Source organism: Aequorivita aurantiaca (genome assembly GCF_030410135.1).
Taxonomy (GTDB): Bacteria; Bacteroidota; Bacteroidia; order Flavobacteriales; family Flavobacteriaceae; genus Aequorivita; species Aequorivita aurantiaca.
The window spans coordinates 661,768-687,222 of record NZ_JAUGQQ010000001.1; the positions used below are offsets into that span (position 1 = coordinate 661,768).

Here is a 25,455-nt window from a genome sequence, read left to right on the forward strand (position 1 = left end):
TAAGAATTTTTAATGAAATAACTCCTGGCGAAACTAAGACCAAAATGTTTGATGGGGATAAAAAATTTCAACAAATTCTTCAAAGAAGATTAAATATTATATTTGCGCCATCCCTCTGCGCCTTTCGGTGAAATTTCCCGTGAAGACTCAAAGAACGCAACGAACAAAATTCCCAAATGGACCAAAATCTAATTTCAGAAAAATTCAACACCCTGAAATGTTGCGTAATTATTCCCACTTACAATAATTACAAAACGCTGCGTAAAGTGGTGGAAGGAGTTTTGGAATACACTCAAAATGTAATTATCGTAAATGATGGCTCCACCGACTCGACTTCTGAAATATTGCAGCAATTTCCCCAAGTACAGCAAATACACATTCCGCAAAATAAAGGAAAGGGCAATGCCCTTCGTTTGGCATTTAAAGCTGCTCAAAATCTAGAATATCGCTACGCGATTACAATTGACAGTGACGGGCAACATTTTCCGACAGATCTGCCCGTGTTTATAAATGCCTTGGAAAAGTCAGAGAATAAAAATATCCTGCTCATCGGTGCGCGAAATATGGACCAATTAGGAGTTCCCAAAAAAAGTAGTTTCGGCAATAAGTTTTCTAACTTTTGGTTTTGGGTGGAAACTGGAATTCGCCTGCAGGATACCCAATCTGGCTTTAGACTGTATCCAATTTTTTCAATGAAAGAACTGAGGTTACACACCAAGAAATTTGAATTTGAAATTGAAGCCATCGTAAAAGCTGCGTGGAGTGGAATTGAGGTGAAAAATATTCCCATCCAAATTCATTATGATTTGGAAAATAGAGTGTCCCACTTTCGGCCGTTTAAGGATTTTAGCCGTATCAGCGCATTGAATACTTGGTTTGTGCTGGTCACTTTTCTTTACATCAAACCGCGAAACCTTTTCAGAAAATTAAAAAAAAAGGGTCTTAAAAGATTTGTGCTCGAGGACCTTTTAGGGAGCGATGACTCCGCTGAAAAAAAAGCACTTTCCATCGCGTTGGGGATATTTATCGGACTTTCGCCTCTTTGGGGTTTTCATACTTTGACAGTTATTTTTTTGGCTTTGCTTTTAAATTTAAATAAAATAATTGCCTTCGCATTTTCGAACGTGAGCCTACCGCCGTTCATTCCTTTAATCCTTTACTTTAGCCTGAAATTAGGCAGTTGGCTTTTAGGCGAAAATTTTGTGCTCTCCATTCATGAAATTGATCCAAGTATAGAACTGGTAAAATATTTAAAATCCTATATTGTTGGCAGTTTGGTGCTTTCGGTAACTTCAGCAATCGCTTGCGGACTGCTTAGCTACATTTTTTTGAAGTTGTTTGAACGGAAAAAGATTCTCAACAATGGGTAAATGGTTCTTTGTTTCATATCAATTTTTATTTAAAAATCGGATTGCGAGTGCTTTAGTTTTTCTTTGCTTGCTTGCCGCTCTCGTGATGTTGGTTTCTAAAATTCGATTTGAGGAGGATATTTCGAAATTGATACCTATTAATTCCGAAAATCAGGATTTTCAAAAGGTTCTGAAAACCGTGAATTTCACGGATAAAATTATCGTTACCATTCGCCAAACGGATTCCTCTCAGGGTAATAAACTTACGCAATACGCCACCGAATTTGTAGATAGTTTGCAAGCGCATTCTGCACCGTATATTAAAAATATTCGCGGAAAAGTGAACGAAGACGATTTACAGCGAACCATGGACTTCGTTTATGAAAACCTACCATTGTTTTTGGATAAAAAAGATTATACATCCATTTCAGAAAAACTTCCGAAAGACAGCATTGTCGCAACCACCGAGGCAAATTACCATACCCTAATTTCTCCCTCGGGCATAGTTTCGAAGAAAATGATTTTGCGGGACCCATTAGGGCTTTCCTTCATTGCTTTAAAAAAACTGCGCCAACTTGGCGTTACTGATGATTTTATCCTAAAAGACGGTTTTTTGATGAGTAAGGATAAAAGGAATATTCTATTGTTCATTACACCTAAATTTTCAAGTAGCGAAACAGCGGAAAATGCTCAATTTGCTAAAAATTTATATTCCCTTCAGCGAACACTGAACCAAAAATATTCCGGCAACGTGAGCAGTGAATATTTTGGCGCAGCGCTAATTGCAGTGGCAAATGCGCAACAAATAAAAAAAGATATTCAGTTTACCGTTGGCATTACCCTCTCGTTGCTAATTTTAGTGTTTATCGTTTTTTATCGAAAAATTTATGTGCCACTCATCCTCTTTGTGCCAACACTTTTTGGAGGCCTTATGGCAGTTTCATTATTGTACTTGGTTCGGTCGGAGATATCAGCCATTTCTTTGGGAATCGGTTCCGTACTGTTAGGGGTTACCCTCGACTATTCGTTGCATATCCTAACCCACATCCGCAATAACGAAACTCTTGAAAGCCTATATAAGGATGTAACGGAGCCAATTTTGATGAGCAGTTTAACCACAGCTTTGGCGTTTTTATGTCTTCTGTTTTTAGATTCGCAAGCTTTGCAGGATTTGGGAATATTTGCGGCCGTTAGCGTGTTGGGCGCTTCGGTTTTTGCGCTTTTCTTTATTCCGTTGGTTTATAAAAACGCCAATTCACAACAGCGAAAAAAAAATGTTTTGGACAAAGCGGCGGAATATGGTTTTCACAAAAACAAATGGTTGTTGTGCGCTTTGGCTGCGGTTATGGTTATGAGCCTTTTCACATATCACAGCGTGGGGTTCAACAAAGATATTTCGAAATTGAATTATGAACCTGCAGAAATAAAAGTGGCAATGCAACATTTGGATGAATTGACTGATATTTCTTCCAAATCCGTCTATTTGGCTACTTATGGAAAATCTGTTGAAAGCACCCTGCAACTGAACGATTCCATTCATGAAACTTTGGTAATTTTAAAAGAAGAAGGCAAAATCGGCAGTTTTAGTTCCATTGGCGCCTTGGTGCATTCACAGCGTGACCAACGTTTAAAAATTGCTGCGTGGCAACGCTTTTGGAACGCGGCCCGAACGGATTCATTACAAAACAATTTAATTGAAAGTGGCGAAAACCTCGGGTTTAAACCAACCACATTCAACGGTTTTTTTAATTTTTTAGACCGTGATTTTCAAACTTTGAAACCTGAAGATTACCAACAAATACCCGCCGTGCTCTTGGAAGATTACATTGCCACAGAAACAGATTTTACAACCATCACTACCCTCATAAAGCTCGACAATGAGAATGCTGCTTCTATAAAAAATACCTTTAAAAAAATTCCGAATACCATTGTAATTGACCGGCAGGAAATGAACGAGACATTTTTGGGAAATTTGAAAAACGATTTCAACAGCTTAATTGGATATTGCTTGCTCGCGGTACTATTCATCCTTTTTCTTTTCTTTCGAAGTTTCTCGCTTACGCTTGTTACTGCTGTTCCCATATTCCTCACTTGGTTTTTAACATTGGGAATTATGGGACTTTTCCACATTGAATTTAATATTTTCAACATTATTATTTCCACTTTCATTTTTGGATTGGGCATAGATTACAGCATTTTTATGACCAAAGGAATGTTAAAGGAACTGCGCACGGGAGAAAGGGTAATGACCACGCACAAAACATCCATAATGCTTTCTGTTCTGACAACAATTTTGGGAGTGGGCGTTTTGGTTTTTGCCAAACATCCCGCGCTATATTCTATTTCAATAGTCTCGATAATTGGCATTTTTTCCGCAATGATTCTATCTTTTGCCCTACAACCTTTATTGTTTAAACTTTTTATCGGCAGTTCCACAAAAAGGCCTATAATGCCTCGAATGTTTTTCCATTCCATTTTCTCATTCGGGTACTTTGGTTTGGGGGGCATTTTTCTATCACTGTATAGTGTCACGCTAATGCCGGTGCTGCCCATCAGCAAAAAAATTAAAATGGGATGGTTCCACAAAGTGATTTCAAAATTTATGAAGTCGGTGCTGTACACTAATCCATTCGTAAAGAAAACGATAATCAATTCAACGAATGAGGATTTTTCAAAACCCGCCGTTATTATTGCCAACCACACAAGTTTTCTTGATATTTTGGCTGTGGGAATGTTGCATCCAAAAATTTGTTTTTTGGTGAACGATTGGGTATATAATTCGCCTATTTTCGGAAAAGCCGTACAGCGGGCAGATTTCTATCCCGTTTCCAGCGGCATTGAAAATAGTTTGGAACCGCTTCGCGAAAAAATAAAACAAGGGTATTCCATTATGGTTTTTCCCGAAGGAACGCGCAGTCAAACCAACAAAATCAAACGTTTTCACAAGGGCGCATTTTATCTGGCCAATGAATTTAATTTAGATGTTCTTCCTGTGCTCATTCACGGTAACAGTGAAGTGAACCCCAAAGGTAGTTTTATAATAAAGGATGGGAGTATTACGGTTGAAATTTTGCCGCGCATTCATTCCATTAGCAACGCTTTTGGGCAAAACCATACCCAACAAGCCAAAAAAATTGGTGCATATTTTAAGATGGAATTTCTGAAACTAAGAAAAACCGTGGAAGGTCCGCATTATTTCCATAAAATTATTTTGGAGGAATACCGCTATAAGGGCGATGCGCTTTACCAAACCGTCAAAAAGGATTTGAAGGCGAACGCGGAACTTTATTTTGAAACTGTTTGGCAGCTCAATAAAAGTGGAAATATTGCCCACATTTCCCACGGTTCGGGCCCGTTGGATTTCCTGTTGGCGATGGACGGCCCGGATAGAAAAATTTACAGCTGGATTGAAGATGCCGAAACACGAGCGATACTTCAAAACAGTTACCTAACTAAAAAATTTGACAGGCTGTATTTTAAATCTTCTATTTCCGAAATTCCGTTTCAGGATATTGAAACTGTGATTATTTCTTCGGAAAAAATGCCCGCGGAAGTAATTATAAAACTTCCCAATTTATCAGTAAAAACAATAGTTTTGTTACACGAAACCGTTAAGGCCCAAACCGATAATATTACTACATTGGGCTATCAAATTGAATATCACGATACTAATATTAGTATCTTTAAACCTTTGGGAAACAAAGCAAAATGAGTGAAAAATATGATGTAGTTATCATCGGCAGCGGCCTTGGCGGACTGGTTTCGGCAATTATTATGGCCAGGGAAGGATACAGCGTATGTGTGCTCGAAAAAAACCAACAGTTCGGCGGTAATCTGCAAACCTTTGTTCGTGAAAAAACAATTTTTGACACCGGCGTCCATTACATAGGGGGCCTTTCTGAAGGGCAAAATCTGTACAGATATTTTAAATATTTGGATATTTTAGATGACATTACCCTACAGAAAATGGATGAAGATGGTTTTGATAGAATCACTTTTGACAATGATCCCAAGGAATATAGGCATGCCCAGGGCTATGAAAACTTCAAAAAAATTCTGCTTGAGGAATTTCCGGCAGAGGAAGAAGCCATTGATGCCTATTGTCAAAAAATGAAGGAAACCTGCAGTTTTTTTCCGCTTTACGGATTAAAACTCGGTAAACCGTATTATGAAAACACCTCTCTTTTTGAAGTAAAGGCGAAGGAGTTTATTGATTCCATAACCAATAACGAAAAATTGAAAGCGGTTTTGGGAGGAAGTAATTTGTTATATGCCGGCGAAGGCTCGCGTACTCCGTTTTATATGCACGCGCTCTCAGTAAACTCCTATATTGAAAGTTCTTATCGCTGCATCAACGGGGGGAGCCAAATCACCAAAGCGCTACTGGCTCGCTTTCGCGAAAGCGGCGGGAAGGCCCTTAAACGCCACGAAGTAACTAAATTCATTACAGAAAATGGAGTGGTTACTGCAGTGGAAACCTCAAACGGTAAAACTATATACGGCGATACATTTATTTCAAACGTAGACCCAAAAATGACGCTGCAAATGATTGGTCACGACCATTTCAGAAAATCATATACCAGCCGCATTGAAAATATTGAAAGCACCGTGGCCGCATTCAGTCTTTACTTGGTTTTAAAGCCCAATTGCTTTAAATATTTAAACTACAATTACTATCATTTTAAGAATTACCGGGCTATTTGGGACGTGCATAATTACACCCAAGAAAGTTGGCCGGAAGCGTATATGATTTCCATGGGAATCAAAAAGGACAAAGAGGAATATGGCGATAATCTCACGGTAATGACGTATATGCGTTTCGATGAAATGGAACCGTGGATAAACACCTTCAATACTGCAGCACAAAAGAACGAAAGGGGACAAACTTATGATGAGTTCAAGGCCTATAAATCTGAAATTATCATCACGGAATTGGAGAAGAAATTCCCCCATCTTCGCAATTGTATTCAGTCGGTTCACGCCTCCACGCCACTTTCATATCGAGATTATATTGGCTGCAACCGTGGGTCGATGTACGGTTATGTGAAGGACGCGAACAATCCCCTGAAATCATTTGTTTCGCCCCGAACAAAAATCAAGAATTTGTTTTTCACGGGCCAGAGTTTGAATATGCACGGAATATTGGGCGTTACCATCAGTGGTGTGGTAACCTGTTCCGAAATTTTGGGAGGCGAGTATTTGTTGAATAAAATCCTGGAAGCCACAAAAAAAGAAGAAATCACCTAAAGGTTTTCCATTATGGGACAAATAAAAACCACCCCTATTGAACGGGTCCGGAATATTTCAAAAGAAGATTTCATAAAAAATTATTACAGGCCCCAAAAGCCTGTTTTAATTGAAGGTTTGACCGAGAATTGGGCGGCTTTTCAAAAATGGAATTTGGATTATATTAGGGAGCGCGCCGGCAATCAAGTTGTTCCGCTTTATAATAACGAACCCACCAAAGGAAAACAAAATTCCGCGGCACCGGCAACCGAAATGAAAATGGCGGATTATATTGATTTGATAAAGACGGCGCCCACTGATCTTCGTATCTTTTTTTATGACCTAAAAGTGAAGCTGCCCGAACTTTTAAAGGATTTTGAATACCCAGATATTGGGCTAAAATTCTTCAAGCGTCTCCCAGTACTTTTCTTTGGGGGCCAGGGTTCCAAAGTGTTGCCACATTATGATATGGATTTGGCAGATTTGGTGCATTTTCACTTTCATGGCACCAAAAGCGTCACCCTTTTTTCTCCGAAGCAAACAAAGCTTTTGTATAAAATTCCTTTTGCGGTCCATAATTTGGAAAGTATAGATTTTGACAAACCTGATTTTGAAAAATTTCCTGCGCTACAGTACGTACAAGGGCTGCACACCACTATGAAACATGGGGACGCACTCTACATGCCCAGCGGTTACTGGCATTATATTAAATATTTGGACGGTGGTTTTTCCATGACGCTACGGGCGTTTCCCCGGCATTTAGGGCGGTTTGGCAACATGCTTTACAATGTGTTTTTTATGCGGCATTTTGAAAACCTAATGCGAAGATCTTTTGGCCAAAAATGGATCGATTACAAAGAAAACAGGACATTTTTAAGAACAAACAAGCGCGCCACCAAACTCAAAAAAAATTGATTCAAAATGAAGCTTTTTCGGATTATTTGGATTGGTGTTTTTTTAGGTTTTTTCCTGAATTCATGCGGGGTTTCAAAATCAATTCACAATAGGCCGGATATCAGTAGTTTTGATTCAGCAATCCCTGAAAAAGTAAAAATTAACGACTCCACATTTATTGCCGGAAACAATTTTCTACTGAAAAATAAACATGGCCAATGGGAACTCTATGTGGAGGGAAATCCATTGCAAATAGGAAAAATTACCGGAAGCCTCACACAGGATTTGATGCAAAAACAGGAAGCAATTTTCTTTGAAAAGGTAAATGATCTGGTGCCGTCAAAAACGCAGCAATTTTTGCTTCGGAAGTTTTTGGCGTGGTACAACCGCAAAATGCACCTTCATATTCCCGAGGAATATAAAGCAGAACTTTACGGGCTTTCCCAATATTCCTCGGAAAATTTCGGTGAAATTGCCGAACCATATCTGCGGCTGCTTTATCTGCACGGCGCCCACGATATTGGCCACGCCCTGCAGGATTTGATGCTCGTGGGCTGTTCCAGTTTCGCGGTTTGGGACGAAAAAACGGTGGATGGGGAATTGCTCATTGCACGAAATTTCGACTTTTACGCAGGTGATGATTTTGCGGAGGAAAAAATAATCGCTTTCGTAAATCCTTCCGAAGGGCATAAATTTATGTCTGTCACGTGGGGCGGGATGATTGGGGTGGTTTCGGGAATGAATGAGGAAGGATTGACGGTTACAATAAACGCCGGTAAATCGGAAATTCCAATGACGGCGAAAACACCGATATCCATTGTAACGAGAGAAATCCTGCAATACGCTTCCACGATTGAAGAAGCAATTGCCATTGCAAAAAAGCGCGAAGTTTTCGTTTCGGAGGCTATTTTTGTGGGTAGCGCCAAGGATAAAAAAGCCGCAATAATTGAAGTTGCGCCCGAAAATTTTGGCGTTTACGAAGTTGAAAATACCGAACAATTAATTTGTTCCAATCATTTTCAAAGTGAACCCTACAAAAATGACAAGCGCAATATTGAATGGATTGCCGAAAGCCACTCGATGTACCGTTTTCAGCGGATGGAGGAATTAATCTCAAAATCCGAAAAATTGGATGTTAATGGCGCGGTTTCCATTCTTCGGAATAAAAAAGGATTGGACGAAAAGGAAATTGGTTTCGGAAATGAAAAGGCTTTAAACCAGCTTTTGGCACACCACGGCATTATTTTTAAACCGGAAAGTAAAAAGGTCTGGGTATCGTCAAATACTTATCAATTGGGGGAATTTGTGGAATATGATTTAGATGAAATTTTTAAGAATAGGGTAGGAATTTCTGGGAAAAGTATTTCAAATGCCATCGGAACCATTGCAGAAGATCCATTTATCCATTCAAAAGAATATAAAAATTACGAAGAATACCGAATTTTGGAGCGGGAAGTGGAGACGGCAATAGAAAAGGGGGAAACTATTTCACCCGAAATACTTTCAGAATTACAGCAAAAGAATCCAGAATATTGGAAGGCGTATTATTTGACAGGGAAATATTATTTTGAAAAAAACTACGATGCCGCCGCAAAAAATGCATTTAATATGGCTTTGGTGAAAGAGATTACAACCGTTCCCGATAAAGAAAATATTGAAAAATATTTAAAGAAATTATGAAACAGATCCCCGAAATAGAAAAGGCATCCAAAGAAGAAATCAAAATTTTTCAGGAAGGAAAACTGAAAGAAATGCTTCATTATTTGGATGAAAATTCTCCATTCTACAGACGATTTTTTGAAGAGAACGGCATTGCAATTTCAGAGATAAAAACTTTGGAGGAACTTCAAAAAATTCCCGTTACTACCAAAGATCACCTTCAGCAATTCAATGACGATTTTATTTGTGTCCTGAAATCTGAAATCATTGATTACGTAACTACCTCGGGCACTTTGGGCGATCCCGTTATTTTTGCCTTGACCGATAAAGATTTGGAACGGTTGGCGTATAACGAGGCAATTTCCTTGGCGTGCTGCGGCGTTGGAAAGGATGATATTTTGCAATTAATGACCACGATGGATCGGCGGTTTATGGCGGGGTTGGCTTATTTTTTGGGCGCGCGAAAGCTCGGTTCGGGAATTATTCGCGTAGGTTCAGGCATTCCGGAATTGCAGTGGGATTCAATTTTGAAGTTCAAACCCACCTATTTACTGACGGTTCCATCCTTTCTTTTGAAACTCATTGAATATGCACAACAGCACGGAATTGATTTAAAAAATTCTGGAGTGAAAGCCGCTATCTGCATAGGTGAGCCCATTCGTGAGCAGGATTTTACATTAAATATGTTAGCAAAAAAAATAAAAAAGGACTGGAATATTGAGCTATTTTCAACTTACGCTTCCACTGAAATGAGCACAGCTTTCAACGAATGCGAAATGCACAACGGCGGCCATCACCATCCAGAACTTATTATTGCAGAAATTCTGGATGATAACAATTTGCCTGTTTCGGAAGGGGAAATAGGTGAGTTGACCATCACAACGTTGGGCGTCGAAGCAATGCCCTTGCTGCGTTTTAAAACTGGCGACATGGTCCAGGCTTACAATCAACCATGCAAATGCGGCAGAAACACCATGCGCTTGGGACCAGTTGTGGGCCGAAAAAAACAGATGATAAAATATAAAGGAACCACGCTGTATCCACCCGCAATGTATAATATTCTCAATGATTTTGGGGGGATTGAAAGTTACGTGATTGAAATTTTCCACAATGAATTGGGAACGGACGAAATACTTATTCGAATTGCTTCGGAAAACGTTTCCGAGGATTTATTGTTGGAAATAAAAGATCACTTTCGAGCAAAATTGCGCGTCGCGCCAAAGATAGAATTCGCTACACCCCAAGAAATTGAGGTGCTCCGTTTTCCTCCGTTAAGCAGAAAGCCTTGTGATTTGATTGATAGAAGAATTTAGGCTAAAACAATGGCTTCATCTATATTTTAAAGGTGATTACCGGCATATTGGCGTGGTTCACCATGTCTTCACTAATGCTGCCATTAAAAAAATGTGATAGTCCCTTACGGCCGTGGGTCCCCATTCCAATTAGTTGTGCATTGATGTACTTCGCAAAATTTAAAATGCCCTTTTCTACGGAAGTATCATTATAAATATTCAAGGAATAGTTCTCAACTCCCATTCCTCTGATAAATTTTTCCATTAAATCCTGAGATTCAGTTGAAGTTTTAAAGTTTGCGGGAGTATTTACGTAAAGAAGATGCATTTTTGCACCAACCTTTTTAGCGAATTTTTGCGCCTTATCCATTGCGCCTCTACCTTCTTCAGAAAAATCGGTAGCAAAAATAAAATCTTCGATATCAAAAACAGGATGGTGGTTTTTAATAACAAGCACAGGAGTTTTGGACGTACGCACCACTTTTTCTGTATTGCTGCCCACAAACATCTCTTTAAAACCGCTGGCTCCCGTGGAACCCATAACTATAAGGTCTATATTATTTGCTTTGCAGGCCGCTTCAATATCCTCATATATTTCATTGTGGCCAATGGCTTCATTGATGGTAATTCCGTCCAAATATTTCTTGTTTCGAAGGTCTCCAAATCTTTTTTCCGCAAGTTTGATAAAAAAAAGTGATTCGGGAAGGCTTCCAGAATCACTGCTTGTAGCCAGATGTAGGGGCATTTCCATTGAGTGGAGCACAAAGATTTGGCTGTCGTGTTTTTCTGCTAGTTTGACGGCCACCTTGAGGGCATTTTCAGCTTGTTCGGAAAAATCCGTTGGGACGAGAATTCGTTTCATAAAAAGGGTAGGTTTAATATTTCCAACCCTTAAATTACAAAAATAATTCGGTTGCCGTTGGTTTTTATAATATTAAAAAATATAGTATATTTGCCCCGAATTTGATACGAAACTATCTGAGGGGACTAAAGTCCCCTCTTTTTATAGCTAAAAATGATGCGTGAAAAAGTAGCAAAACTGCTGGAAAATGCGCTGGAAGAAAACACCTCGCTGTTTTTGATTGACTTAAATATTTCTGACGACAACCAAATACGGGTAATTCTGGACGGCGATACTGGCGTTACGGTTGAAGATTGTATTGCCATTAGTCGTGCAATTGAACACAATCTGGACCGTGAAGCATACGACTTTTCTTTGGAAGTAATGTCCGCCGGTGTTTCGGAACCCTTAACGTTACCTCGGCAGTTCAAAAAAAATATTGGGAGAAATATAAAGGTGAAAACCACAAACGATGAAAAATTTGAAGGAGAGTTAATCTCCGCGAACGAAGAAAACTGTACCTTAACATGGTCCGCACGTGAGCCAAAGCCCGTCGGGAAAGGTAAAGTGACCGTTCAAAAAGAGGCTACCTTGCCTTATAAGAATATTATGGAAGCAAAAGTGATGATAACATTTTAATTGGATTGATATGGAAAACCTAGCACTAATCGATTCTTTTTCGGAATTTAAGGACGATAAACAAATAGATAGAGTAACGCTAATGGCGATACTGGAGGACGTTTTCAGAAATGCATTGAAGAAGAAGTACGGAAGCGACGATAACTTTGATATTATCGTAAACCCGGACAAAGGCGATCTTGAAATTTGGAGAAACCGAATTGTTGTTGCCGATGGCGAAGTGGAAGATCCAAACGAGGAAATTTCATTGAGCGCAGCAAGAAAAATTGAGCCCGATTTTGAAATAGGCGAGGATGTTTCGGAAGAAGTTAAACTTATTGACCTTGGTCGTCGTTCCATTTTGGCGCTTCGTCAAAACCTTATTTCAAAAATACACGAGCACGACAATACCATTATTTACAAACAATTCAAGGATCTTGAGGGCGAAATTTATACTGCGGAAGTGCATCACATCCGTCACCGTGCCGTAATCCTTTTGGATGATGAAGGCAATGAGATTATACTTCCGAAGGAAAAACAAATCCCTTCAGATTTTTTCAGAAAAGGTGACAACGTTCGAGGAATTATTGAAAGTGTGGACCTTAAAGGAAACAAGCCCACTATCATTATGAGCCGTGCGAATCCCGTTTTTCTTGAAAAGCTTTTCGAACAAGAAATCCCGGAGGTTTTCGATGGCTTGATTACCGTTAAAAAAGTAGTGCGCATCCCCGGCGAAAAGGCAAAAGTAGCTGTAGATTCATACGATGACCGTATTGATCCAGTAGGAGCTTGCGTTGGGATGAAAGGCTCTAGAATCCACGGAATAGTTCGCGAATTGGGCAACGAAAATATTGATGTAATCAATTACACAACCAACCTAAATCTATATATCACGCGTGCTTTGAGTCCGGCAAAAGTGACTTCAATTAAAATAGACGAGGCAAAAAAACGTGCTGAAGTAATCCTTCGCCCAGAAGAAGTGAGCAAGGCTATCGGCCGCGGCGGGCACAACATTCGTCTAGCTGGCCAATTGACTGGTTATGAAATTGACGTTCTTCGCGAAGGCGCCGAGGAAGATGTGGAGTTAACCGAATTCTCAGACGAAATAGAAGGATGGATCATCCAAGAATTCCATAAAATAGGGCTTGACACGGCAAAAAGCGTACTCGAGCACGACATCAATGATTTGGTGAAACGCACCGATTTGGAAGAAGAAACCATCCGCGATGTAATAAATATATTAAAAGAAGAATTTGAGGAGTAGTTGAAACTTTAATTACTTTTATACAAATTTTTTAAAAAGAAAAAACAGGAAAAGCATTTATGGCTGAAGTAAAAACGAAAAGACTAAGTCAGGTATTACGTGAGTTCAACATCTCGTTGGATCGTGCCGTGGAATTTTTGGGTTCCAAAGGGTTCGATGTGGACGCAAGTCCCAATACCAAAATTACGGGTGAAGAATACGAAGTTCTTTTTGAAGAGTTTGAAACCGACAAAAGTAAAAAAGTAGCTTCAAAAGAAGTAGGCGAAGAAAAACGCAAAGAAAAAGAAGAATTACGTTTGGAGCGCGAGCGGGAGCTTGAAGAAAAACAGAAAAAGGAGGAAGCCTCACGCGTTATTAAGGCAGAAGCCAAACTTGAAGGTCCCAAGCAAGTAGGGAAAATTGATTTGGATGCCGGAAAACCAAAAAAGGAGCCTGCCAAAACCGAGGAAAAGCCCGTCGAACCCAAAATAGAAGCGGAACCTGAGATTATAGCTGAAAAGCCCGAGGCGGAAATCCAGCAATTAGAGCCGAAAGAAGAACCAGCACCCATCGCTCCCCAAAAAGTGGAAAAGCCGATCAGTGTTGAAAAACCTAAAGAAAAAGCAGAAGAAACCCCTACGCCAAAGGAGGAGCCTCAGAAAGAAACACCTAAAGAATCCGATACCGTAACCACGCAATATCGAAAACTTGAGGGCCCCAACTTTACCGGACAGAAGATAGATCTTACCCAATTCAAAAAACCGGAAAAGAAAAAGGAAACAAAGACTGACGATAAAAAGGACAAAAAAGGGAAAAGACGCCGCATAAGTAAGGAAGCCCCTAAAAATGCAACTACCGGAAATACCAATAATTTTAAGGACAACCGTGGTCCAGCTAGAAAAGGAAGAAGCACGGCACCAAAAGAAGAGCCCAGCGAAGAAGAAGTACAAAAACAAGTGCGCGAAACCTTGGAGAAACTGCAAGGCAAATCTTCCAAAGGGAAGGGCGCAAAATACCGCCGCGAAAAGCGGGATACACACCGTCAAAAATTTGATGAACTTGCCCAACAAGAGGCGGATAACAAACTTATAAAAGTTACCGAGTTCGTTACAGCAAGTGAAATGGCAACTATGATGGATGTTCCTGTCACCAAAATTATTTCAGCTTGTATGAGTTTGGGAATGATGGTGACAATGAATCAGCGTTTAGATGCCGAAACCTTAAGTATTGTTGCCGAGGAATTCGGATATGAAGTAGAATTTGTAACCGCAGACATTGAAGTGGCCGTCGATCAAAAAACAGATGCGCCGGAAGATTTAATGCCGCGTGCGCCAATCGTTACCGTAATGGGACACGTTGACCACGGAAAAACATCACTACTGGATTATATTCGAAAGGAAAATGTTATAGCGGGTGAGTCCGGTGGAATCACACAGCATATTGGTGCCTACGGTGTTGAACTTGAAGGAGGCCAAAAAATAGCATTTCTCGATACTCCCGGTCACGAGGCATTTACTGCAATGCGCGCCCGTGGAGCTCAAGTAACGGACCTTGCAATTATTGTTGTAGCGGCAGATGATGATATAATGCCCCAAACCAAGGAAGCAATCAGCCACGCCCAAGCGGCTGGAGTTCCGATTGTTTTCGCCATCAACAAAATAGATAAGCCAAGCGCAAATCCGGAAAAAATCAAAGAAGGTCTTGCTCAAATGAATTTGCTAGTCGAAGACTGGGGCGGTAAAATTCAATCGCACGACATTTCTGCCAAAACAGGTGCAGGTGTTAAAGAGTTGTTGGAGAAAGTACTTCTTGAAGCAGAATTGCTCGAACTTACTGCAAATCCGAACCGTCAAGCATTCGGAACCGTCGTGGAAGCATTCTTGGACAAAGGTCGTGGATATGTTTCCACCGTACTTGTTCAAGGAGGAACACTTAAGGTGGGTGATTACGTTCTTGCCGGCCAGAACAGCGGAAAAGTTAAGGCAATGCAAGACGAACGCGGCAACAATATTAAAGAAGCGGGGCCATCAACACCAGTTTCTGTTCTTGGCTTGGACGGAGCGCCTCAAGCGGGGGATAAGTTCAATGTATTCGATGACGAGCGGGAAGCAAAAGCTATCGCTACCAAAAGAACGCAACTTCAACGGGAGCAATCAGTCAGAACTCAGCGCCACATTACGCTGGATGAAATTGGAAGACGTATTGCACTTGGCGATTTCAAGGAATTGAACATTATCCTGAAAGGTGATGTGGACGGTTCAGTGGAAGCGTTAACAGATTCCTTCCAAAAACTTTCAACGGAAGAAATTCAAGTAAATATTATCCACAAAGCAGTGGGTCCCATAACGGAAAGCGATGTATTGCTGGCCTCGGCTTCCGATGCCATCATTATTGGCTTCAACGTTCGGCCAATGGGCAATGCGCGCCAAATTGCCGATAAGGAAGAAATTGATATCCGAACATATTCCATCATTTATGATGCTATAAACGACGTGAAAGATGCGATGGAAGGAATGCTTTCCCCAGAAATGAAGGAAGAAATTACCGGAACCGCTGAAATTCGCGAAACGTTCAAAATATCAAAAGTGGGCACCATTGCAGGCTGTATGGTACTTACCGGAAAAATATTCCGAAACTCGGGAATACGATTAATCCGCGAAGGCGTGGTAATTTATACGGGAGAACTCGCCTCTCTAAAACGTTTTAAAGATGATGTGAAGGAAGTAGCCAAAGGTTATGACTGCGGAATTCAAATCAAAAATTACAATGACATTTATGAAAATGATATTATTGAAGCCTTCCAAGAGGTTGCAGTAAAGAAAAAGTTGAAGTAATTTAACGTTCAATATATTTTGTAAAACGACCCAAGAAGTATTTTTTTGGGTCGTTTTTGATTTGGATCAATTTTAATATTCCAAAAATTGTAACATCCACTTTTTTTGCGTGTCTATTAAGAAAACTTTCAAATGAAATTTTTCTTTAGGGCATTTCTGTTCACAGTTGCCATATTTTTCGGTCTTAGCACACATTCCCAAACTTCTGACAGTATTCCACGGAAAAAAATAACTATTCCCCGAATATACGAAGCTCCTAAAATTGATGGAATTTTAGATGATCCCGTTTGGCAAAATGCTCCCATTGCTACCGATTTTGTTGAGCGAATGCCAACCAATGGCAAGCCAATTCCAGATAGTCTTAAAACTGACGTTAAAATTGTATATGATGATTTGGGAATATACTTCGGTGCCAAAATGATGGACCCGAATCCCGATCAAATCCTAAAAGAATTAACCGAAAGGGATGGCATCGGCAACGATGATTTTTTCTTTATTCTTTTAAATGGCTACAATGACCGACAACAAAGTCTGCAGTTTATAGTCACGGCCGCCGGAGTGCAGTATGATGCTAAAATGACAAATGACAACGAAGACAGTTCTTGGAATGGAATATGGTATAGCGCCGTAAAAATTAACGAAGATGGATGGGTTGCCGAAATATTTATTCCCTATTCCGAGGTGCGGTTCCCAAGTAAGAGCAAGCAGTTATGGGGCCTAAATATGGAACGTGAATTCCGAAGGGACAGGATTCGCTATTCATGGAGTCCAATTGATAATACCAAAGGATCCTTTTCAATTTACGATGGAGAAATTTATGGAATTGAGAATGTGCAATCTCCCATCAGACTTTCGTTCCAGCCTTATGTATCGGCCTATGTGAATGATTACGACGGCAAGACCGAAACAATTATTAATGGCGGAATGGATCTTAAATACGGCATCAATGACGCCTTCACCTTGGATATGATTTTAATTCCAGATTTTGGGCAATCAAAGTTTGACGCAGAGGTGTTAAACCTATCTGCGTTTGAAACACAATATGAAGAAAATCGTGCTTTTTTTACCGAAGGAACGGAATTGTTTACAAAGGGCAATCTCTTTTATTCCCGCCGTGTAGGTGGCTATCCTTCGGGAAATCCAAATCTTAATGAAAACGAGGAGATTGAGGTCTATCCTTCTACGGTTGATTTGATAAATGCTTTTAAAATTTCTGGAAGAACGGAAGATAATCTAGGAATTGGAATATTTAACGCCATTACTGAACGCACTTATGCCGATATCAAAAATGTCGAAACCGAAGAAACACGCAAGGAATTAGTGGAGCCATTGGCAAATTATAACATAGTGGTTTTGGACCAACGCTTCGGGGATAGTTCTTCGGTTTCATTTGTGAATACCAACGTAGTCCGTGAAGGTGATTTTCGCGATGCGAACGCAACGGGCCTGTATATGGACCTCACCAATAAAAAGAACACCTATAATTATTATGCCAGTGCCGAGGGCAGTTGGGTGAAGGAGGGCGATGTAAAATTTGGTGTTGAAGGTATTGGCGGAATGGCAAAAATTAGCGGTAAAAACAGGTTTTCCGGAGAAATCAATTTTCGAACTAAGAATTATGATATTAATGATCTGGGATATTCAAGCAATGTGAATTTCATAACGTATTCCGGATATTATGGATATCGCTATCTTCAGCCGAAAGGAAATTTGAACAATCTATTCCTGAATTTTAATTTGAACTATACGCGAAGGCTCGAAACTGATCTTTACAACAGGCTTCTTTTCAATTTCAATTCCAGTTTCACCACAAAGGAATTTTTCGGCTTTGGCGGCGGTTTTGAAACGACTCCCTTTGGAACAAATGACATATACGAACCGAGGGTAGCCGGAAAATACGTAATTGTTCCCGACTATTATGATGTTTGGGGTTGGATTTCTACCGACTACAGAAAAAAACTTGCCGTAGATGCCACCATTGATTGGTATAAATATAACGAACCCGGCCGCGGGGAATTAAGGCTGGAACTGAAACCACAATATCGCATATCAGATAAATGGAAACTGTTTTTAAGCACCAATGTCACGCTTTCAGACAAAGAAGAAGGATTCGTGGATTTGGTTGAGGAAGATATAATTTTTGGAAAACGGGATAGAAATACCGTAATAAATTCATTGGAGTCGCAGTATATTTTCAACAATACTATGGCGCTCAATTTGGCCTTCCGACATTATTATTCCGAAGTGGATTATAGCCAATACCTCACATTGCAGGATGACGGAACTCTTCTCATAAATACAGACTACAGCCAAAACCAAGATGCAACATACAATAACTGGAATGTAGATGTTCGCTTTTCTTGGTGGTTCGCGCCAGGCAGCCAACTTTCACTGCTTTACAGAAATGCAATGGAAAGTTATATTAGCGATTCCCGGGTAAATTTGACAAACAATTTCAAGAATCTTTTTGATGAACCGCAGCTCAACAGTCTTTCCTTGCGCGTTAGCTATTATTTGGATTACAACAGAATGAAGAATTGGTGGGGCCCAAAGTCCCAATCGACGGGCGTTGACACTAATTTAATTAATTCAAAAATGGGAAAAGCAACCCATAACGGATAACGGCCTACAGGTTCTTATTTTCGTCTTTCGGGCTTTAAAATGAATGCCGATGCAAAGTTATTCTGAATTTCAATTAAGGCACGTTCCGCCTCAATGCGCGTGGTAAAGTTTCCTGCCCATACTTTGTAGTTGGGCGTTTCATATTCTATTGATGCGGGCCAATTGCTATAGCTCCCTTTGTATTTTCTCAGAACTTGATTCGCTTTATCCAATTCTCCGTAATAAAGTTGAATTGTATATCCATCGGAAAATTCCCGGTCCTTTTCAAGCGCCTTTTTCAGCTCCAGTAATTCTGTAATTTTTGGATCTTGGTTTACCGTTAAAGTCGCGCTCTGTGCAACGGCTTTTCCAGAGACAAAAAACAATAAAATACTGACGATAAATATTTTCGGAATCGGGTGGGAATTCATATTAATTTATATTTAATGCAAATGTAAAACTTAATAACTTCGGGAAGGCCGAAAAAATTATTTAGAACAAATATAAATTAAGAGTTAACACTTTGTTTGGATTTTCAAAATCGACTTTATAATGTACTTTTGTCCCTTTATTTGAGGTGCAGAACGACCCTTATGATTACATTTGTTCGTAAATGTTTCTGTTCCAATTTAGACCATAATTTAACCATTAGTATGAAAAAGGTGAATTTTATACATCTACGCTCAAAATTGCCATTTCTTCTGTTAGTGTTTTCACTAACTTTTTCAACTACCATATATTCTCAAGATGAAGCGGCCGCCGGAGGCGATGTTGCGGCAGGTGATGTTGCAGCTGGAGAATCCTTATTTAAAGCCAATTGTGCTGCTTGTCATAAATTGGACGGCAAAGCAGTGGGGCCACCACTTAGAGGGGTAGCTGAAAAATATGATCGTGACTGGCTTCAGGATTGGATCCACAACAGTCAGGCAATGATTGCTAGTGGCGATCCGGTGGCAATAAAAATATTTGAGGAATATAACAGGGCCATAATGACTCCTTTTCCGGGACTTTCAGCTACTGATATTGATAACATTCTAGCCTATACCAGCCAGCCGAAAGCTGCGCCACAAACTCCCACTACAGCTGCTACTACCGGGACCTCAACAGGTGATGGTGGTGGAGTTTCGAATAGTTTAATTTTAGGTGCTTTAGCGCTCATTTTTCTTTTGCTTGTAATCACGCTTTATTTGGTTACAAACACTCTCAAGAAAATAGCGGAAGCACAAGGGGTAGTGTATGAGGAAAAAGTGAAACGCACCCCAATTTGGAAGGCCTTTGTACAAAATCAATTTTTGGTGCTTTCAGTATCTATCTTTCTTATTCTTGCCGCAGGATATTTTGCTTATGGCTATCTGATGCAAGTGGGTGTGGATCAGGGATACTCTCCCGTTCAGCCCATTCACTATTCGCATAAAATACACGCTGGAGACAATCAAATAGACTGTAATTACTGCCATAGCTCCGCAAGACAGAGTAAAACTGCAGGCATTCCTTCTTTAAATGTTTGTATGAATTGTCATAAAAATATTTCTGAAGTTGCCCCAGAAACAGCAACTGCGGAATATTCAAAAGAATTTTACGATGGCGAAATTGCCAAATTATACAAAGCGGTAGGTTGGGATGTAGAAAACCAAGCTTATACTGGTAAAACTGAGCCAGTGAAATGGGTGCGAATCCATAACCTTCCAGATTTTGTTTATTTCAACCACTCACAGCACGTAACTGTTGCGGGCGTTGCCTGCCAGACCTGTCACGGAGAAATCCAGGAGATGGAAATTGTGGAGCAGTTTTCACCACTTACAATGGGATGGTGTATTGATTGCCACCGCGAGACGAATGTGAATTTGGAAACGAATGAATATTACGCCAAAATCCACGAGGAGCTTTCAAAGAAGTATGGTGTGGCAAAACTAACGATTGCCGAAATGGGTGGATTGGAATGTGGCAAATGTCACTATTAATTAATTAATTAATTGCATTATTACATATACTAATATGGCATCAAACAAGAAATACTGGAAAAGTGTTGAAGAGCTGAATGAAGACAGCGTAATTGTTAAGGCGCTACGGGACAATGAATTTGTAACGGAAATCCCTACAGATGAATTTCTTGGCAACAAAGAAGTGTTGGGAGCTTCCTCAACTACTCGTCGCGATTTCTTAAAGTATGTAGGTTTTTCTACTGCGGCGGCTACCTTGGCTGCCTGTGAAGGGCCGGTGGTTAAATCAATTCCGTATGTTGTGCTGCCGGATGAAATTGTTCCGGGTGAAGCGAACTATTATGCCTCCACAATGGCAGATGGTTTTGATTTCGCAAATGTATTGGTAAAAACACGTGAAGGCCGCCCTATCAAAATTCAGAAAAACGATTTGGCCCAAAACGGCGGAAGCGTGAATGCCCGAGTGCATGCTTCAATACTATCACTATACGATAAAAATAGATTGACAGGTCCAATGGTGGACGGCAATCAAGTAAGCTGGGCTGAATTTGATACTGCGGTAGCCCAAAAATTGGATGCAATGGCTGGAAAAGATGTGGTGCTTTTGACCCAAACTTTTGCAAGTCCTTCCACTTCAAAATTAATTTCTGAATTTACGGCGAAGTATCCCAATGTGCGCCATGTGGTATATGATACGGTTTCCTGTTCCGCCGCACTTGATGCTTTTCAAGCCAAATATGGAACTAGGGCTTTGCCAGATTATGATTTTTCAAAAGCAGATGTAATTGTTTCCGTGGGGGCCGACTTTCTTGGAGATTGGCAAGGAGGTAGCTATAGCAAAGGCTATGCGCAAGGCCGCATTCCGAAAAACGGTAAAATCTCAAGACATATTCAATTTGAGGCCAATCTCACATTAACGGGAGGAAAGGCAGACAAGCGAGTTTTGGCAACACCAACCCAGCAACATCAAATTATGAAGGCCTTAACCGGTGGCAGTGCCTCTGGTTTGCCCCAACATCTTGCCGCTGCTGTAAACAGGGCAAAGGCACAACTTCAAAGTGCTGGAAGACGGGCGATATTGGTAACAAGTTTGCCCGACGTTGAATCCCAGACTATGGCTTTAAATTTTAACTCCAATAGTGAAGTAATTGATGTTAACAAACCTTTGCTTATTAGACAGGGAAGCAACAGTGAAGTGATGAACGTTATAAATGGCGTTGTTTCTGGAACCATTAAAGGATTGATTACCGTGGGAGTTAACCCGGTTTATTCCTTTCCAAATAATGTAGCATTTGCAGAAGCATATAAAAAACTTGAAATGACTCTTGCGTTCGCCATGAGAATGGACGAAACTGCATCCTTGTCAAAAATGGTTGCCGCCACCCCTCATTATCTAGAATCTTGGGGCGATGCGCAAATAAAAAAAGGCACCTATAGCCTTATGCAGCCCACAATTCGTCCTTTGTTCAACACGCGTCAATTTCAAGATTGCTTGATGCAGTGGACCGGAAAGGCACCGAATTATTTTAATTATATAAAAGAAAATTGGACTGCCTCCATTTTGGAAGGCGGATCATGGAACAAAGCATTGGAAGCTGGAGTTTTGGCCAGTAGCGCCGAAGTTACGATGGAGGAGTTAAAACCTGCCGCCGAAGGTGCTGGTGCAATGGAAACGAGTACTACAAACGGGGCGCTTTCGGCACTAATGCAAGATGGAAAATATGAACTCACACTTTACACATCCACAGGTTTGGGTGATGGTCAACAAGCTAACAATCCTTGGTTGCAGGAGTTTCCGGACCCCCTTACAAGAGCTTCTTGGGACAATTATCTTACTGTTTCAGCAGCTGATGCTGAGGAACTGGGTCTGGAAAATTATCATGTTTCCAATGGCGCTTTGAACGGAAGTTATGTAAACATTAGTTTGGGCAACATTAAGGTTGAAAATGTACCTGTTATTATTCAGCCAGGTCAAGCTAAAGGTTCAGTAGGCTTAGCTTTAGGCTATGGTAAAACGGCTGCCATTCAGGAAGAAATGCAGACTGGCGTAAATGCATATCCGCTATACCAGAACTTCTCTGACATCCAAAAGGTAAATATAGAAAAGACTAGTGGTGTGCACGAATTTGCATGCGTTCAGCTACAGAGTACAATGGCTGGACGAAGCAATGAAATTGTAAAAGAAACAACTCTAGAAATTTTCAATACTAAAAATATAAGCGAGTGGAATGCGGTTCCTGTTGTGGATTATGACCATGCACCTATTGAAGTTCGCGACAGAAAGGCTGATATATGGAGCCCATTTGAGGAAACAGTTGGGCATCATTTCAACCTTTCAATCGATTTAAATTCCTGTACTGGTTGTGGGGCTTGCGTCATCGCTTGTCACGCAGAAAACAATATACCGGTTGTGGGTAAAGATGAAGTTAGAAAATTCCGCGATATGCACTGGCTGCGTGTTGATAGGTATTATTCTGCAGGGGAAACTTTTAAAGAAGAAATTGAGAAACTTGAAAATCTTCCCGCTTTTCAAACCTATGAAACCGTGGAAGTTCCGGCATACGAAAACCCACAGGTTGCATTTCAGCCCGTAATGTGCCAGCACTGTAATCACGCGCCGTGTGAAACAGTTTGTCCTGTGGCGGCAACATCTCACGGTCGCCAAGGCCAAAACCAAATGGCGTACAATCGATGTGTCGGTACAAGGTACTGTGCAAATAACTGCCCTTATAAGGTGCGTAGATTTAACTGGTTTTTGTATAGTGAGAATGATGAATTTGACTACAACATGAACAATGACCTTGGTAGAATGGTGCTTAACCCAGATGTGGTTGTGCGTTCACGCGGGGTTATGGAAAAATGCACCCTCTGTATCCAAATGACTCAAAAAACAATTCTTGACGCGAAGCGCGAAGGGAGAGCAATAAAGGATGGCGAGTTTACTACGGCATGTGCAAATGCCTGTGAAACTGGAGCAATGGTTTTTGGAGATGTAAATGATGAATCTTCTGAAATCGTAAAAATGAAGAAGGATAACAGAATGTATCACCTCCTTGAAAGTACTGGAACAAGACCGAATGTTTTCTATCAAATGATAGTTAAAAACACAACTGAAGCATAAAAAAGTAATAAAGAACCAATTATTTAAGTATTATATATGTCGTCACACTACGAAGCACCTATAAGAGAACCTCTGGTTCTGGGAGATAAGACCTACCACGATATCAGTGTAGATGTAGCTGCTCCTGTTTTGGGGAAAGCCAATAAATCTTGGTGGATTGTCTTTACCATTGCCCTCGTTGCGTTTCTATGGGGATTGGGTTGTATTATTTACACAGTCTCAACTGGAATTGGCGTTTGGGGATTAAATAAAACCATCGGTTGGGCATGGGATATTACCAACTTCGTTTGGTGGGTAGGTATAGGTCACGCAGGAACGTTAATTTCTGCCGTATTGTTGCTTTTCCGTCAAAAATGGAGAATGGCGGTTAACAGATCTGCGGAAGCAATGACGATTTTCGCCGTGGTCCAGGCAGGACTTTTCCCTATTATACACATGGGGCGCCCTTGGTTGGCTTATTGGGTTCTTCCAATACCAAACCAGTTTGGCTCGCTTTGGGTGAATTTTAATTCTCCTTTACTTTGGGACGTATTCGCAATTTCCACCTACTTATCTATATCGTTGGTTTTCTGGTGGACTGGCCTTTTGCCCGATTTCGCAATGATCAGAGATAGAACCCAAAGCCCATTTCAGAAAAAGATATATGGAATTTTAAGTTTTGGATGGAGCGGTCGCGTTAAGGATTGGCAACGTTTTGAAGAAGTATCCCTGGTTTTGGCAGGATTGGCAACACCTTTGGTTCTTTCGGTACACACCATCGTATCTTTTGATTTTGCCACCTCGGTGGTTCCGGGATGGCACAGTACCATTTATCCACCTTATTTTGTGGCTGGGGCCATATTTTCCGGATTTGCGATGGTGCAAACCTTGCTTATTATAATGCGAAAGGTTTCGCATCTTGAAAGCTACATTACCGTGCTGCACATTGAATATATGAATAAGGTTATCTTGTTAACGGGAGGTATTGTTACTGTTGCCTATGCAATTGAATTTTTTATTGGATGGTATTCCGGCGTGCCTTATGAAAACTATACTTATTTATCCTTTGGTGCTGCCACCGGTCCCTATTGGTGGGCATTCTGGGCATTGATAACCTGTAATTTCATAGTGCCATTAACGCTTTGGGTGAAATCCTTAAGACGAAATATCATGTGGACATTTATTGTTGCATTGATCATTAACATAGGAATGTGGTTTGAACGTTTTGACATTATTGTAGTAAATATCAGTAAAGATCGATTGACTTCATCTTGGACAATGTTCCAACCTACCTTTGTAGACATCGGAACTTTTATTGGAACTATAGGTTTCTTCTTCGTTCTTTTCCTGCTTTATGCGCGAACCTTCCCTGTTATTGCACAGGCAGAAGTGAAAACAATTATGAAGAGCTCGGGCGAAGCTTTCAAAAGATTGCGTGCCCAACATGGTGATGACCATAGCCACGTGCAACACGTAGAACAATATCCTGCTGATGCAGGGCCAGCATCGAACGTGGAAAAACATTTTGATTCCACTTTTGATGAAGCTACTCCTGAAGCATTAAATATTGACGATGTTGATTATGAGCAAAACAAAGGTAGAATCGAAATGTTGCTGAACAGCGTCGGCACGTTTGAGCCTTCCCTTCAGAAGCAAGATAATCTTCAAAAAATCAATGGCATTGGTCCTGTCTTGGAGCAAAAACTTCACCAGATAGGAATATTTACTTTCGACCAGATAAGTAGAATGACCGATCGTGAATATGAACTAGTGGAAGAGATAATTAGTGAATTTCCCGGAAGTCCAAAACGTGATGATTGGGCTGGACAGGCATTAACACTAAAAAATAAGAATTAAC

At 40.5% G+C, this 25,455-nt stretch carries 15 protein-coding genes; 13 read left to right on the forward strand and 2 right to left on the reverse strand.

Annotated features, from left to right (window positions below):
- The first annotated feature begins 176 nt into the window (after positions 1 to 176).
- From QRD02_RS03065 to flxY, 6 genes are read left to right on the forward strand one after another with little or no spacing between them, the layout of a single operon-like run.
- Positions 177 to 1,370 (forward strand): DUF2062 domain-containing protein, encoded by a 1,194-nt coding sequence (locus QRD02_RS03065; RefSeq protein WP_290253424.1) that lies wholly within the window; start codon positions 177 to 179, stop codon positions 1,368 to 1,370.
- A complete protein-coding gene (locus QRD02_RS03070) occupies positions 1,363 to 5,061 on the forward strand; it encodes an MMPL family transporter (RefSeq protein WP_290253425.1) in 3,699 nt (1,232 codons plus the stop codon). Before QRD02_RS03065 ends, QRD02_RS03070 begins: the two co-directional genes overlap by 8 nt.
- Positions 5,058 to 6,596: a phytoene desaturase family protein gene (locus tag QRD02_RS03075; RefSeq protein ID WP_290253426.1), complete on the forward strand. Its 1,539-nt coding sequence runs from the start codon at positions 5,058 to 5,060 to the stop codon at positions 6,594 to 6,596. The genes QRD02_RS03070 and QRD02_RS03075 overlap by 4 nt, the downstream gene beginning before the upstream one ends.
- 12 nt (positions 6,597 to 6,608) lie before the next feature.
- On the forward strand, positions 6,609 to 7,490 hold the full coding sequence (locus QRD02_RS03080; protein ID WP_290253427.1) for a cupin-like domain-containing protein: 882 nt from the start codon (positions 6,609 to 6,611) through the stop codon (positions 7,488 to 7,490).
- A 6-nt stretch (positions 7,491 to 7,496) separates the two neighbouring features.
- On the forward strand, positions 7,497 to 9,149 hold the full coding sequence (locus tag QRD02_RS03085; RefSeq protein ID WP_290253428.1) for a C45 family autoproteolytic acyltransferase/hydrolase: 1,653 nt from the start codon (positions 7,497 to 7,499) through the stop codon (positions 9,147 to 9,149).
- The gene (flxY, locus tag QRD02_RS03090; protein WP_290253429.1) at positions 9,146 to 10,441 is read left to right on the forward strand and encodes a flexirubin biosynthesis putative acyl-CoA ligase FlxY; all 1,296 of its coding nucleotides are present in this window, start codon (positions 9,146 to 9,148) and stop codon (positions 10,439 to 10,441) included. Before QRD02_RS03085 ends, flxY begins: the two co-directional genes overlap by 4 nt.
- Before the next feature lie 19 nt (positions 10,442 to 10,460).
- Here the strand turns inward: flxY and QRD02_RS03095 are convergent, their stop codons facing one another.
- A complete protein-coding gene (locus QRD02_RS03095) occupies positions 10,461 to 11,282 on the reverse strand; it encodes a universal stress protein (protein ID WP_290253430.1) in 822 nt (273 codons plus the stop codon).
- 153 nt (positions 11,283 to 11,435) lie between these two features.
- On the opposite strand from QRD02_RS03095, the gene rimP reads away from it, so the two are divergent.
- The 4 genes from rimP (at position 11,436) to QRD02_RS03115 (ending at position 18,578) form a co-directional block, all read left to right on the forward strand.
- Entirely contained in the window at positions 11,436 to 11,900 is a 465-nt protein-coding gene (rimP, locus tag QRD02_RS03100; protein WP_290253431.1) for a ribosome assembly cofactor RimP, read from the forward strand.
- 10 nt (positions 11,901 to 11,910) lie between these two features.
- On the forward strand, positions 11,911 to 13,143 hold the full coding sequence (gene nusA / locus QRD02_RS03105; RefSeq protein WP_290253432.1) for a transcription termination factor NusA: 1,233 nt from the start codon (positions 11,911 to 11,913) through the stop codon (positions 13,141 to 13,143).
- Positions 13,144 to 13,202: 59 nt separating this feature from the next.
- On the forward strand, positions 13,203 to 15,956 hold the full coding sequence (gene infB / locus QRD02_RS03110; RefSeq protein WP_290253433.1) for a translation initiation factor IF-2: 2,754 nt from the start codon (positions 13,203 to 13,205) through the stop codon (positions 15,954 to 15,956).
- A 132-nt stretch (positions 15,957 to 16,088) separates the two neighbouring features.
- Positions 16,089 to 18,578, forward strand: coding sequence for a DUF5916 domain-containing protein (locus tag QRD02_RS03115; protein WP_290253434.1), 2,490 nt, complete (start codon positions 16,089 to 16,091; stop codon positions 18,576 to 18,578).
- Positions 18,579 to 18,592: 14 nt separating this feature from the next.
- Here the strand turns inward: QRD02_RS03115 and QRD02_RS03120 are convergent, their stop codons facing one another.
- Complete coding sequence (locus tag QRD02_RS03120) at positions 18,593 to 18,988, reverse strand: SPOR domain-containing protein (RefSeq protein ID WP_290253435.1); 396 nt, start codon at positions 18,986 to 18,988, stop codon at positions 18,593 to 18,595.
- Between the two features lie 222 nt (positions 18,989 to 19,210).
- Between QRD02_RS03120 and QRD02_RS03125 the strand changes: the two genes are divergently transcribed.
- Genes QRD02_RS03125 through nrfD form a run of 3 tightly spaced genes read left to right on the forward strand, consistent with a single transcriptional unit; the run spans position 19,211 to position 25,454 of the window.
- A complete protein-coding gene (locus QRD02_RS03125) occupies positions 19,211 to 20,518 on the forward strand; it encodes a c-type cytochrome (protein WP_290253436.1) in 1,308 nt (435 codons plus the stop codon).
- 34 nt (positions 20,519 to 20,552) lie between these two features.
- The gene (locus tag QRD02_RS03130) at positions 20,553 to 23,618 is read left to right on the forward strand and encodes a TAT-variant-translocated molybdopterin oxidoreductase (RefSeq protein WP_290253437.1); all 3,066 of its coding nucleotides are present in this window, start codon (positions 20,553 to 20,555) and stop codon (positions 23,616 to 23,618) included.
- Between the two features lie 36 nt (positions 23,619 to 23,654).
- Positions 23,655 to 25,454, forward strand: a complete 1,800-nt coding sequence (gene nrfD, locus QRD02_RS03135; RefSeq protein WP_290253438.1) for an NrfD/PsrC family molybdoenzyme membrane anchor subunit — start codon at positions 23,655 to 23,657, stop codon at positions 25,452 to 25,454.
- Position 25,455: the final 1 nt, after the last annotated feature.

What these genes read in the sequence shown, in the direction of transcription:
- QRD02_RS03065 (WP_290253424.1), top strand. Translation starts at nt 177, where the DNA reads ATGGACCAAAATCTAATTTCAGAAAAATTCAACACCCTGAAATGTTGC.
- QRD02_RS03070 (WP_290253425.1), top strand. Translation starts at nt 1,363, where the DNA reads ATGGGTAAATGGTTCTTTGTTTCATATCAATTTTTATTTAAAAATCGG.
- QRD02_RS03075 (WP_290253426.1), top strand. Translation starts at nt 5,058, where the DNA reads ATGAGTGAAAAATATGATGTAGTTATCATCGGCAGCGGCCTTGGCGGA.
- QRD02_RS03080 (WP_290253427.1), top strand. Translation starts at nt 6,609, where the DNA reads ATGGGACAAATAAAAACCACCCCTATTGAACGGGTCCGGAATATTTCA.
- QRD02_RS03085 (WP_290253428.1), top strand. Translation starts at nt 7,497, where the DNA reads ATGAAGCTTTTTCGGATTATTTGGATTGGTGTTTTTTTAGGTTTTTTC.
- flxY (WP_290253429.1), top strand. Translation starts at nt 9,146, where the DNA reads ATGAAACAGATCCCCGAAATAGAAAAGGCATCCAAAGAAGAAATCAAA.
- QRD02_RS03095 (WP_290253430.1), bottom strand. Translation starts at nt 11,282, where the DNA reads ATGAAACGAATTCTCGTCCCAACGGATTTTTCCGAACAAGCTGAAAAT.
- rimP (WP_290253431.1), top strand. Translation starts at nt 11,436, where the DNA reads ATGATGCGTGAAAAAGTAGCAAAACTGCTGGAAAATGCGCTGGAAGAA.
- nusA (WP_290253432.1), top strand. Translation starts at nt 11,911, where the DNA reads ATGGAAAACCTAGCACTAATCGATTCTTTTTCGGAATTTAAGGACGAT.
- infB (WP_290253433.1), top strand. Translation starts at nt 13,203, where the DNA reads ATGGCTGAAGTAAAAACGAAAAGACTAAGTCAGGTATTACGTGAGTTC.
- QRD02_RS03115 (WP_290253434.1), top strand. Translation starts at nt 16,089, where the DNA reads ATGAAATTTTTCTTTAGGGCATTTCTGTTCACAGTTGCCATATTTTTC.
- QRD02_RS03120 (WP_290253435.1), bottom strand. Translation starts at nt 18,988, where the DNA reads ATGAATTCCCACCCGATTCCGAAAATATTTATCGTCAGTATTTTATTG.
- QRD02_RS03125 (WP_290253436.1), top strand. Translation starts at nt 19,211, where the DNA reads ATGAAAAAGGTGAATTTTATACATCTACGCTCAAAATTGCCATTTCTT.
- QRD02_RS03130 (WP_290253437.1), top strand. Translation starts at nt 20,553, where the DNA reads ATGGCATCAAACAAGAAATACTGGAAAAGTGTTGAAGAGCTGAATGAA.
- nrfD (WP_290253438.1), top strand. Translation starts at nt 23,655, where the DNA reads ATGTCGTCACACTACGAAGCACCTATAAGAGAACCTCTGGTTCTGGGA.